General features: G+C 43.8%; 12 protein-coding genes and 1 pseudogene. 11 read left to right on the top strand and 2 right to left on the bottom strand.

The features are described 5' to 3' along the window. The first annotated feature begins 1,054 nt into the window (after positions 1 to 1,054). The 11 genes from U9Q77_07520 to U9Q77_07570 all read left to right on the top strand — a co-directional run bounded on the left by U9Q77_07520 (position 1,055) and on the right by U9Q77_07570 (position 11,763). Positions 1,055 to 3,736: a chemotaxis protein CheA gene (locus U9Q77_07520; protein MEA3287208.1), complete on the top strand. Its 2,682-nt coding sequence runs from the start codon at positions 1,055 to 1,057 to the stop codon at positions 3,734 to 3,736. Positions 3,737 to 3,840: 104 nt separating this feature from the next. Next, positions 3,841 to 4,389: a chemotaxis protein CheW gene (locus U9Q77_07525; protein MEA3287209.1), complete on the top strand. Its 549-nt coding sequence runs from the start codon at positions 3,841 to 3,843 to the stop codon at positions 4,387 to 4,389. 177 nt (positions 4,390 to 4,566) lie between these two features. Further along, entirely contained in the window at positions 4,567 to 6,030 is a 1,464-nt protein-coding gene (locus U9Q77_07530; GenBank protein MEA3287210.1) for a methyl-accepting chemotaxis protein, read from the top strand. 128 nt (positions 6,031 to 6,158) lie between these two features. Continuing rightward, entirely contained in the window at positions 6,159 to 6,965 is an 807-nt protein-coding gene (locus U9Q77_07535; GenBank protein ID MEA3287211.1) for a CheR family methyltransferase, read from the top strand. A 209-nt stretch (positions 6,966 to 7,174) separates the two neighbouring features. After that, entirely contained in the window at positions 7,175 to 7,414 is a 240-nt protein-coding gene (locus U9Q77_07540; GenBank protein MEA3287212.1) for a hypothetical protein, read from the top strand. 136 nt (positions 7,415 to 7,550) lie between these two features. Next, positions 7,551 to 8,363, top strand: coding sequence for a CheR family methyltransferase (locus U9Q77_07545; protein MEA3287213.1), 813 nt, complete (start codon positions 7,551 to 7,553; stop codon positions 8,361 to 8,363). Between the two features lie 69 nt (positions 8,364 to 8,432). Further along, positions 8,433 to 8,906 carry a chemotaxis protein CheD gene (locus tag U9Q77_07550; protein ID MEA3287214.1) on the top strand — a complete coding sequence of 158 codons (474 nt, stop codon included), beginning with the start codon at positions 8,433 to 8,435 and terminating at the stop codon, positions 8,904 to 8,906. Further along, positions 8,903 to 9,751: an HDOD domain-containing protein gene (locus U9Q77_07555; GenBank protein MEA3287215.1), complete on the top strand. Its 849-nt coding sequence runs from the start codon at positions 8,903 to 8,905 to the stop codon at positions 9,749 to 9,751. Before U9Q77_07550 ends, U9Q77_07555 begins: the two co-directional genes overlap by 4 nt. A 24-nt stretch (positions 9,752 to 9,775) precedes the next feature. Further along, a complete protein-coding gene (locus tag U9Q77_07560; GenBank protein MEA3287216.1) occupies positions 9,776 to 10,165 on the top strand; it encodes a response regulator in 390 nt (129 codons plus the stop codon). Further along, the gene (locus U9Q77_07565; GenBank protein ID MEA3287217.1) at positions 10,155 to 10,613 is read left to right on the top strand and encodes a chemotaxis protein CheX; all 459 of its coding nucleotides are present in this window, start codon (positions 10,155 to 10,157) and stop codon (positions 10,611 to 10,613) included. The genes U9Q77_07560 and U9Q77_07565 overlap by 11 nt, the downstream gene beginning before the upstream one ends. Positions 10,614 to 10,731: 118 nt before the next feature. Beyond that, positions 10,732 to 11,763: a chemotaxis response regulator protein-glutamate methylesterase gene (locus U9Q77_07570; GenBank protein MEA3287218.1), complete on the top strand. Its 1,032-nt coding sequence runs from the start codon at positions 10,732 to 10,734 to the stop codon at positions 11,761 to 11,763. Between the two features lie 64 nt (positions 11,764 to 11,827). Here U9Q77_07570 and U9Q77_07575 read toward each other — a convergent pair whose 3' ends face one another. Further along, positions 11,828 to 12,196, bottom strand: a complete 369-nt coding sequence (locus U9Q77_07575) for a response regulator (GenBank protein ID MEA3287219.1) — start codon at positions 12,194 to 12,196, stop codon at positions 11,828 to 11,830. Between the two features lie 139 nt (positions 12,197 to 12,335). Continuing rightward, positions 12,336 to 12,644, bottom strand: a pseudogene (locus U9Q77_07580) (SbcC/MukB-like Walker B domain-containing protein). Positions 12,645 to 12,685 lie beyond the last annotated feature (41 nt).

Here is a 12,685-nt window from a genome sequence, read left to right on the forward strand (position 1 = left end):
CATTACTACAGCTTCATACTATTTGTTACCTCCTAATATGTGTAGCTCTGTTCCAGACTGGGGGCTAGCCTTTGTCTGGGCTGGATTGTCCAGCTTGAAAGCACCAGCTTTGCTTGGCGCACACCATTTGTACTTCAGAGGGCGCGCATAGGTTCAAAATATCACCCTACGCTTTACACGCTACGGGAGACAAGTTTTGCTGTTCTGTAAGCTTAAAATTTTATGCCTGCCTGCGCGGAGACCGACTTCGGCATAGGCAGGCATAGCTGCTTGTCAGGGCGTAGCATGTAGTACGAAGACTGATAGCTATGGTTATAATTTTAAGTGTGTTATGCTGAGTTCATCGAAGTAAAGCACAACTGTAGAAGATGAAGAAGATAACGCGCAGTTTGAAGTAAAAATGGTATCAGTTGTCCACGGAATTATTGAAAGCATACAGGGCAAAATATCCGTAAGCAGTGAATTGGGGAAGGGAACGACTTTTCGAATTCTTCTGCCCGTAGTGAAAGAGAAGATTTAGAGTACATCAGCATTATTGCTCTCTCAAATGAGCTGTGATGGTGATCACCAGCACTTCACAAATTCCCAATTGTAACACATATATATCGCTCAACCCGAGGTCAAAATACCTAGATAATGGTGATATTCTTCAGCAAATAATCACCTCATAATCCTGATCTTTCAAGTATTTACATCACTACAATCAAAACCCTTCTTTCCGTACAAATTGCTATAAACACCCGGCAATATTTGCCTGCTGGCAAGTAAATATGGCTATATACCAAAGTTTATCATTGTCCTCAAGATAGTGTACAACCAGTCGAGACATACATATAGACGGATCCCTAAACCATGGCATATGATTTGAAAATAGTGCCGGTGGAAATTATTCACAATTAAGTGGAATATGATAGGGACACATACCGATAGAACACGAATCAATGCTTCCACGACGCTAATAAGGAGTAGCAAGTTAGACTCAACCCCACGACCCAAGAATAATGAGCATAGATGATGAATACTAAGAACGCGAGAGAGAATTGGTGAAAATCTAATGACTGCTGAAACCATTGAAAAAACTACGGGGATGGATATTATTTCCACAATCGAAGAAATATGTGAAGCATTGGTGTTGAGTGACCCCACAGATTTTTCTGCCATGAGTAAGCTGTTTAATCGCTTTAACGGAATTCATGAATGGGCTCAGGAAACAGACAATCCATCCATCGATTCTGTAATGACTCCAGTGATGCAGATCATGGAAAATATATTGCTGGAAGAAGCCGAAGACCTGGAGGCAGCCTTTGCTGTTGTTGTTGATTCCGTTACTGCTTTGCAATCGGTTGTTCGTGATGGTCATCAAATCGAGGATGTTGATTTCCCTGCTGAATTGGGTCTCAATGGAGCTGAACAAACTGCACCTGGTGCAAATGGAAACGCCTCTGCTTTGCCACCCGGGGTTGATGAAGAGATATTCACAGAGTTTTTATCTCAACAAGACGGTGTAATGGGCGAGATGGAAACACTGATACTCAGCCTGGAAAAATCGAATGGAAATGGAAGCTCCAGCGAACTGCTCCGTCTATTGCATACTCTCAAAGGGGAATCAGCTCTTATGGGGCTGGATGATGTAGAAAAATTGTGTCACCGGACTGAAGATTACCTGAATGCTGAAAATACCGCTTCAGCGGTTGATGTATTACTATCCGTAAAAGATTGGTTGCAGAACAAATTCACATCTTTCTCAACTGATACGGAAGTTCCAGATATAAAGGTAATATTTGATCAATTGAATAACCCAAAATCAGGTATTAATAGTATAGAATCAAATGGCACAAAGCAAGATGAAGAAACTGGAACTTCCTCTGATACGCCACCTACCAGTGAGCCCATCACTGAGACAGAGGCTACTCCTACGTCACAGGCGTGGGATGTTGACATGGAACTATGTGCGGATTTTGTGGCGGAGGGAAGAGATCACCTGGAGGTAAGTGATGCCCAACTACTCATTCTGGAATCTAACCCTGAGGATAACGATGCCTTAAATACAGTATTTCGGGCTTTCCATACTATAAAGGGTGTAGCTGGTTTTCTGGATTTAACTGAAATTGGTTCCCTGGCGCATACAGCTGAGAATTTACTGGATCAGGTTCGAAAGGGTAGAGTAGCTCTGAAGGGAGCTACCATGGACATCACCTTTGAGTCCTTGGATTTTCTCAAAAAAATGTTGGATACTCTAGCCCAGTCGCTAGCCACCGGTGTTGCCCCCTTAGCTGAACCAGAGTTACCTCAACTTGTTGAAAGACTCAAGGTGATCAACGATCCAAATAGCAATCAGACCATCTCAGATCAGGCACCCACTGATCAGTCGAATGAAGCTGAGACAAAATCAAAACCAGTTACAGAAGCAAGTGTGCCTAAGCCATCTGAACCAAAAGCCCAGACCAAAGTCAAAGCAAAGGCTGAAACTCAAGTCACAGCAAAGGTTTCCCCCATTAAATCATCAGCACCTGCAACTGGTGCAAAGGTATCGGGAGCACGACCCCAGGGAACCAAACTCAAGGAAACACTGAAGGTCGATACTCAGCGGATTGATCAAATGGTGGATGCCATCGGTGAACTGGTGATTGCAGAATCAATGGTGAGCCAGTCACCTGAGTTAAAATCAATTGCCTCCCCGACACTCATCAAACACCTCTCGCAGTTGGATAAGATTGCCCGGGAACTGCAAAGCATGGGGACTTCCCTACGAATGGTAACCATTCGGTCGGTTTTCCAGAAAATGGCCCGACTTGTAAGGGATCTGGCAAAAAAATCCGGTAAGACAATTCAGTTCAATATGGTTGGTTCTGATACAGAAGTGGATAAATCAGTAGTCGACAAAATTGGAGACCCATTGATTCACATGATCCGTAATGCGGTGGATCATGGTATCGAGGAAAATGTTCAGGATCGTGTGGATGCAGGTAAAGATCCCGGCGGTCAAATTGAACTGAGAGCCTTTCATAAGGGCGGAAATATTTACATCGAGGTCCAGGACGATGGACGTGGACTCAATCGAGATGCCATACTTAAAAAGGCACTGGAACGCGGGATGATCAAAAAAGATCAGAAATTACACGATAATGAGGTTTGGGGTCTCGTCCTTGAACCCGGTTTCTCCACTGCCAAAAAAGTAACTGAAATATCGGGTCGCGGCGTAGGGATGGATGTTGTAAAACGCAATATTGAATCCTTGCGGGGTCTGATCGAGATTCAATCGACACCTGGGGAAGGTAGTCTCTTCTCAATTCGGCTGCCCTTAACACTGGCCATCATAGATGGCATGATAGTAAGGGTCGGATCAAATCGATACATCGTACCAACACTTTCAGTAAAGGAATCGCTGCAGCCTGATGAAGCATCCCTGTCAACCCTACTTGACAAGGGCGAAATGCTGAAGTTTCATGATCGCCTCATACCGCTATTGCATTTAAATCGTCTTTTCGATGTTCTTGGGGCCATAGAGAAACCTACTGAGGCTCTGGTTATTGTCATTGAAGCTGATGGCAGCGAGGTTGGTCTTGTTATTGATGAATTATTAGGACAACAACAGGTTGTTATCAAATCACTGGGTGAAACCATGCGCGATATATCCGGGTTGTCGGGTTGCACCATCATGCCGGACGGACAGGTCGGTCTGATTCTAGACGTAAACAGCCTAATAAAAGACTCCAATGATGGCAATTACAGTTGAGGATCCCATGTTGGGTAATGCAAAATATAATCTGAATAGCAGCGGTATGAATGCCACTGGCAATCAAAATAAACTTAATTAATACCAAGTTAAGAGGAGAAACCATGACAAACCTAGTTAATGAACAAGCCGCAGCAGAACCGAATGCGGATAATGTGCTCGCTTCCATGAGCAAGGACGGTAAATACCTTACTTTCTGCTTGGGCACTGAAGAATACGGACTGGAGATTTTGAAGGTTCGTGAAATAATCGGATTAATGGCAATTACCGCCGTGCCACGCACACCCAAATTTGTACGCGGTGTGCTGAACCTGCGCGGTAAAGTTATTCCGGTAGTTGACCTCAGGACCAAGTTTGGCCTGGAGCAGATTGAGGATACAGATGAAACCTGTATTATCGTAGTTGACATTGCTCAGAATGGCACGCCGATCCAGATGGGTATCCTGGTGGATACAGTCTCTGAAGTACTGGATATTACCGGGCAGGATATTGAAGATACCCCATCCTTTGGCGAAAACCTCAATACCGATTTCATACTCGGTATGGCTAAAGCTAAAGGAACGGTAAAGATTCTTCTCAATATCGAGGAAGTACTGACCAGTACGGAATTAATGGATATTGTCAGTATTACCGATAAATCAGCTAAATCATAAACTGTTATTCAACAAATGTTAAACCGGTGTTACTGTTGATGTCCTGGAAATCAGACAATAATTATTTTACTGACGAAACTGTTAATACCAGCCAGAATGGACATCTCGATAATTCTTACCTGGGACCAGCATTTGCAATGATATACAATTTAACAAACAATAAAAGAGGAAAATACAATGAGTCTCTTAAATAATAAGAAACTGGGGTCCACTATTGCTAAGGTCGTTAAAAATAAAGCGAACGTTCTTAACAAGGTTCCCACACCCGTTATGGCTATTGATAAGAATTTCAATGTCGAATACATGAATCCCGCCGGAGCCAGATTCGGTGGCTTGACCCAGGAACAATGCGTTGGTAAGAAATGCTATGATATTTTCAAAACCGACCACTGCAACACGGACAAATGTGCCGTTGCTCAGGCCATGCGGAAAGATACTGTAGTTACTGAAAAAACAGTTGCCAACCCCAACCCAACCACTACAATCCCGGTCCAGTACACTGGTGCACCCCTAAAGAATGATGCCGGTGAGATTATCGGAGGCTTGGAATATGTGGCTGACATTACAGAGATCGATACCATGATGAAGGAAGTCGATCGGACAATTGATGTTGTTATCGATGTTATGGAATCCGTTTCAAACAAGGATCTCACAAAAACGATTACTGACAAATTCGAAGGCAAATATGCCGCATTGAAGGATAATATTAACAATACCATCGAGAACCTTGATGATGCCCTAAAACAGGTCGGTACATCGGTTAATCAGGTTTCCTCGGCCAGTGATCAGATTGCCAGCGGCAGTCAGTCCCTGGCGGAAGGTTCCAATGAACAGGCCAGTTCGCTGGAAGAGATATCCAGCAGTCTGGAAGAGATGTCATCCATGACCCAGCAGAATGCCCAGAATGCCAATCAGGCCACCAAGCTGTCCGGGGAATCCAGTTCAGCGGCGGATCAGGGTAATCAGGCTATGGGTAAGATGACCACAGCCATTGAGAAGATCAAGACCTCCTCCGATGAGACAGCCAAGATCGTTAAGACGATTGATGATATTGCTTTCCAGACCAACTTGCTGGCTTTAAATGCAGCGGTTGAGGCAGCCCGTGCCGGTGATGCCGGTAAAGGTTTTGCAGTGGTAGCGGAAGAAGTCCGTAATCTGGCTCAGAAGTCAGCGGAAGCGGCCAAGAATACTTCCGACATGATCAACGAATCGGTGGAGAATGCTGCCGGTGGTGTAAAGATCACTGAGGAAGTTGCCAAATTGCTGACTCAGATAGTTGAAGGTGTCAGTAAGGTTAATAACCTGGTGAGTGAGATTGATGCTGCTTCAAAAGAGCAGGCTGAAGGTATTGAGCAGGTGAATAATGCTGTGGCTGAGATGAATAAAGTTACTCAGCAGAATGCTGCTAATTCTGAGGAATCAGCCAGTGCTTCTGAGGAGCTTAACGGTCAGGCCCAGGAGTTATCATCCCTGATCGCGACCTTTGAGCTTACTTCCAATGGTGGTGGACAGGCTTTACCGCCCAAGAGTGCCAAGAAGAAGGCTGCCGCCAAACCACGCAGGAAAACCAGTAAGAAGGGCAATGGCAAATTACCGGAACAGGTCATTCCTTTAGATGATGCTGACTTTGCGGAATTTTAATGAGTTGATGAAGACTGCGGTGAATGTGTTGAGAATTGATCCACTCATTTCCTGCCGTCTTCGTTGCCCCATGAATCCTGAAGAGGCTGGCAGCAGCCAGCCTCTTCAAGGCTTCAAACAGGAAAACAATGGATAATAGAACATTCAAGAAAATCTGTGAATTAGTTTATAACGTAAGCGGTATCGCGCTGAATGATAACAAGCGCGCCCTGGTTTCGGCCCGGATCGGTAAACGAATAACTGCTTTACAGATGCCAGACCACCGTTCATATCTTGATTATCTTGACCAGGATGATAGTGGGGATGAACTGGTGCAACTACTGGATGTTATTTCCACAAATGTTACCAGTTTTTTCCGTGAATCCGATCACTATGATTTTGTGAGCCAGATTATTCCGGATTGGCTGTCGCAGGGTCAGAAACGCTTCCGCTTATGGTCCGCAGCCTGCTCAACCGGCGAGGAACCCTATTCCCTGGCAATGACATTGTTGGATATTCCACGAATTGTAAATGCAGATTTAAAAATTCTGGCCACTGATATATCAACCAGAGTACTGGCTCACAGCCTGAGCGGAGTCTACCCAAAAAAGAGTTTGAAAACTGTCTCACCGAAACAGCTTAAGCTTTATTTTAATCGTACTATTGAAGCTGGAATGGAAACGTATACTGTTAAAGACAGACTCAAAGAATTGATGACATTTAAACGTCTCAACCTGTCTAAGCAGCCCTTTCCAATGCGCGGTCCCATCGATATTGTCTTTTGTTGCAATGTCATGATTTATTTTGATAAAACAGTTCGAGAGGAGCTGGTTAATGAAATTTCACGCCTATTACGGCCAGGCGGATACTTAATTGTCGGTCATTCTGAAAGCTTGTCAGGGATCAATACGGATCTTAAAATTGTTCAACCATCGATTTACCGAAAAGATGATTGAAAGTATGAGCAGATATTTTGAAATAGCGGGGAGCAGTAATTACAGGATCAGGTTGAAAGCCATAACGAAATGACTGTGAATGCCGCTCAGAAATGCAGGAGTTTCAATTATGAAACCGATACTAAGTAAAAAAAATTATCAATTGGTGAAAAAAAATACCGGCAGCAATATTCTTAACAATATGCTTATTGCTGGGGAGTTCATTTTATATGCTAATTCAACATCAGAAGAATCTTGACCTGCAGGTCAAGATAGATGATATTAAGCACACATCTGACCTGATTCAGCAAAGTATCCAGTATTCCATGCTGCAGGGTGAGATGGATGCTGTTGAAGAGATTATCGCTAATATTGCCCAGAGTGGGAAAATACATAGAGTCTCGCTGTTGGGAGCTGGATTTGATGTATTCACGTCAAGTGATCCTGGTATGTCAGGGCAACGGTTATGAAATGATTTTTTTTAATCTATCCAATATGAACGGGTTCAGAGTATTGATCAATCTGAATATACCGAAGGAGTCATTACCTGTTATAATCCAAACCTACCTGGTGAACATCATTTAAAGAGAAAAGTAGCCTTAGAAAATGGAAATAGATAACTCAACTTTTAGGAAAATCACCAGGATCGTTTATGACAACGTAGGGATTGTCTTGAACGATAGCAAAAAAGCGCTGGTAACTGCTCGGGTTCGAACAAGAATGAAATCACTGGAAATAGATCAATTCAGGGACTATTATGATTTCTTAGATTCTGACACCAGTGGGGATGAGTTGGTTCAGCTATTAGATGTAATCTCCACCAATGTAACCCATTTTTTTCGAGAATCTGAACACTTCGATGTGCTCTCAGATGCAACTAGCGGGTGGGTCGCCCAAGGACAAAAGAAATTCAGATTCTGGTCAGCAGCCTGCTCCACAGGTCAGGAGCCGTATGCCATGGCTATGAAATTATCCGAGATCAAAGGTATCGATGCTACCGATCTCAAAATTCTAGCTACAGATATATCAACTCAGGTTTTGAGTCATAGTAAACAGGGGGTTTATAATGAAAAGAACCTGAAAACTGTACCTGCCAAATTACGAAACCGTTATTTTACACGACGACAGAATGGTGTGGCTAATTTTGAGGTTAAAGCGCCAATAAAAGAATTGATCACTTTCAAAAGACTGAACTTAGCAAAACCACCCTTTCCAATGAAAGGACCCTTCGACTTCGTGTTCTGTTGCAATGTGATGATCTATTTTGACAATAAGGTGCGGTCGGGCTTGGTAAACGAATTTTATCGACTGCTAAAACCGGGCGGCTATCTCATTGTGGGTACTGCGGAGAGTCTGACTGGGTTAAATACGAAATTTACAACTGTTAGCCCATCGGTCTATATAAAAGAAGAGTTTTGATGATGTGCCAATCCCACACTAATGAGTTGTACATGACCTACTTAAACTGTACTGAAAGACACCAATAGAATGCTGACCGTTGGCATATCAGATCTGGTCGTATCTGACAAAAGTGATGATATATTGATCACTTATTCACTGGGGTCATGTATTGGTGTAACCATGTATGACCCCGTAGCCCGTGTTGGTGCGCTGATCCACTGCATGTTGCCATTATCAAAAATGTATCCTGAAAAGTCTCAAAATAAACCGTATATGTTTGTTGATACAGGTATAATAAAAATGCTGCAGGCAGTGTATGATAAGGGTGCTGAGCCGGATCGATTAATTGTCAAAGTCGCTGGTGGGGCCAGTCTCCTTGATCCGAAGCGTATGTTCCGAATTGGTGAAAGAAATTACGCCGTTACCAGAAAAATTCTCTGGAAAAACAATCTCATGATCGCAGCTGATGATGTTGGGGGCTCTAAATCCCGTACTTTGATGCTCTATATGGATACTGGAAGAACGACCATCAAAAACAAAGGCGAGGAATTGGAACTATGAGTCGACGCGACCAGATAATAGACCAACTAGGCTCAATCCCAGCCATGCCCGTTGTGGTGGATAAATTACGCCAGCTATTGGCTGACCCGGATGTGGATTTCAGAGAGCTTGCTGATGTGCTAAAATATGATCCGGGGATGACGGCCAATCTTCTACGTCTGGCAAATTCAGCTTATTTCGGATTTCGAACACAGGCGGATAATATCCGCCAGTGTGTCTCCCGTTTAGGAACCAAGCGGATGGGTGAGTTGGTTATGACCGCCGCTGTTGGTCCTGTGATGCAGGGACAGATAAAGGGCTATGATCTTCCGGCAGGTGAATTATGGAAACACTCCATTGCAGTTGCCATTGGAACCGAACAATTGGCCGGCTTACTGGGGCTACAAATACCAGAAGATGCTTTTACTGCAGGCTTGTTGCATGATATCGGTAAAATAATTATGGGAACTTTTATTGAAGTGGATACTGGCCCCATTCTTGAATTAGTTGAAGAGCAAGGGGTTACCTTTGATGAAGCTGAGCGCCAAGTATTAGGTATTGACCATGCCGAGATCGGGGCCCTTCTATTTGAAAAATGGAATTTCCCCAGTGCTATAATCAATACCGCCAGATGGCATCATGCTCCACAGAATTTTGGGGCAGAATCCTTAGTTTTGAATCTGGTACATATCGCAGATAGTGTTTCAATGATGAGTGGGATCGGCACTGGCCAGGATGGGTTGGCCTATCGGATCTCTGATAAAATTTTAGAAAAACTACCGATTAATAATCAAATCATCGAAGCCTGTGCTTTCGAAACAATGATCAAAGTGAATGAACTAAGTGATCTATACAGAATTGCTTAACTGAAATGAATAGGATTAAACAGTATGGCCTACAATATCCTCATAGTTGATGATTCGGCGATAGTACGCGCAGTCATCAAAAAGGCGTTGACCATTTCCGGTGTGGACATGGGTGAGCTTTTTAATGCCCCGGATGGGAAGATCGCCCTGGAAATTGTTGAATCAGAATGGGTGGACCTGGTTTTGGCTGATATAAATATGCCGGTTATGGGTGGGATCGAGATGGTGAAGAAGATGTCTGAAGATGGATTATTGGCCACTATTCCAGTCATTATCGTCTCCACGGAAGGCAGCTCTACCCGGATAGATGAACTGAAAGCACAGGGAGTGAGTGCCTACATTCGAAAACCATTTACCCCGGAACAGATACGAGAGGCGGTGGATGAGGTCATGGGAGAGAAAAATGGAAGTTGAGCGCATAGTACTACTAGAAAATGTATTCTGTGATGTTTTTGAGAATCTGGCCTTCATGTTTGGTGAGCTCGTGGACACAAGCGAGTTAACAAATAGCAGTACAAATCATGTCAGGGCTAAGATGGACTTTAGCGGAGCACGAACTGGGCAGGTCATGCTGACCGTTCCCAACGAAATGTGTCCGGAGATCGCGGCCAATGTGTTAGGAATTGATCCCGAGGATGACCAGGTACAAGAATTAGCAGGGGATGCTTTGAAGGAAATGCTAAATATTATCTGTGGGCAGTTGCTAACCGAGCTGGAGGGCCATGACAAGGTATTTAACCTGTCAGTGCCTGAGATCCAAAACATCGATTCATCGGAGTGGTCCAGCCTGCTGAATAAAGAGGGCTCCCTGGGGTTTATTGTTGATGAATATCCAGCAATCCTCTATGTTAGAATTGATTAGCAAGTGCTAGTGTATAAAATATCAATGGGTGGGAATGTCAGCATCTCAGTGACTTATGAAGTTGCTGCACGATGATAATATTAGCATTCTTAATTTGCCAGTTGGATAGGATTAATTTATGAAAAGTATTCGGGTGCTGATTGTTGATGATTCGGCGGTCGTTCGGCAGATATTCACCAAGGAATTGTCGCGGGATAGTCAGATTGAAATAGTGGGAACTGCCCCCAACCCGTATATCGCCAGGGATAAGATCATTCAGCTAAAACCCGATGTGATAACCCTGGACATTGAAATGCCACGCATGGACGGCATTACCTTTCTTAAGAAGTTGATGCATCATTATCCACTGCCGGTCATCGTTGTATCATCATTGACAGTTGCAGGTGGGAAATTGGTTCTGGAAGCCATGGAGGCTGGCGCCGTTGATGTCCTCTCAAAACCAGGTGAAGCGTATTCTGTAGGTGATATGTCCATCGAACTTATCGATAAAATTAAGGCAGCCGCAAAGGTGGTTGTAAAAAAACCATCCCAAACGGCTGTTCTACCTGTGGCTAAAAAGCAAAAGTACGCCATGACCAAAACAACCAATAAAGTCATTGCCATTGGCGCATCCACAGGCGGGACTCAGGCACTTCAACAGGTGTTACAATCAATGCCGGCAAATTCACCGGGTATTGTGATTGTACAGCACATGCCAGAGCATTTTACACGGGCATTTGCAGACCGACTCAACTCGCTCTGTGATCTGGAGATAAAGGAAGCGGAAAATGGGGATCAGGTATATCCAGGTCGAGCCCTGATTGCACCGGGGAATTTTCATATGCTGTTAAATCGTTCGGGGGCTCAATATTTTGTACAAGTGAAAAAAGGTCCGCTGGTCAGTCGACATCGCCCCTCAGCTGATATTTTGTTCAAATCCACGGCAAAGTATGCAGGCTCTAATGCGATTGGTGTGATCATGACAGGAATGGGGAAGGATGGAGCCTCTGGACTTTTGGAGATGAAGAATAGTGGTGCACAAACCATCGCCCAGGATGAAAAAAGCTGCATCGTATTCGGGATGCCAAAAGTGGCCATTGAAATGGGTGGGGTAGATAAGATCACAAGTCTAGAGAATATTCCCCAGCAGATCTTTGCGATGGCTCGATAGCCTTTAGATCCGACATCATTTTTCCTTTATGCCATTCTTTATACGACAAAGCGGGCACACACAATCAATCAAGATGAAGTAAGATTAGATTTTGAATTCGTTGATCTTTGCATTGGTCAATCGTCCAGGGTTTTTTGATCCTATCACTAATCCCGGATTCTCTATATTCATCTTGCTCCCCAGTTTCAAGATGACCGGTTGAAAGAATAATTGGAATGCTGGAATCCAATTTTCTGATTTCAATCGCCAATTCAGTTCCTGTCATGTTCGGCATGGATAAATCAGTCACAATAAGGTCGAATCCTTTGGGGTTGGCTTCAAAACGTGAAAGCGCCTGTATGCCATCTGAAGCCTCTTCAACGTGGCAACCCTTGCTGCTCAGGATGGCGCAAGTCACCCTCCTGATATTATCGTCATCATCTGCCAGTAAAATTGATTCCCCTGGATCTCGACGGACTCATCAATCCAAGAATTTTCACCGAAGTTTTTTTCTCCACCTTCGGTGTGATATTCTCATTTGAATCGATCGGTAGGTGAACTGAATGATACCGTTTCCCACTCATTATCATCATCTAAACTCTACAACATCCCGGACCAGCAATAACACTTTTTCCACCAGAGATAGGGTCAATACTGATCTGTGTGCTTATTCTTTCCTTTAACGCAGGAATATGCGAGATAATGCCAATTAACTTCCCGTCCTGGTGCAAACTAGATAAGGTTTCCAATGCCGTTTCCAGGGTCTCTTCATCCAATGTACCAAAGCCTTCATCTAGAAAGAGCGAATCTACTCTAACTTTCCGACTCGCCATTTTTGATAGCCCTAAAGCAAGTGTCAGACTCACAATGAAACTTTCACCACCTGATAGATTTTTTGTGGACAATTATCAAGCTGGAGAAATCAGATCCACAAAAAATCTAT

This window comes from Candidatus Neomarinimicrobiota bacterium (assembly GCA_034716895.1).
In the GTDB taxonomy this organism is placed as follows: Bacteria; Fidelibacterota; UBA8477; order UBA8477; family JABMPR01; genus JABMPR01.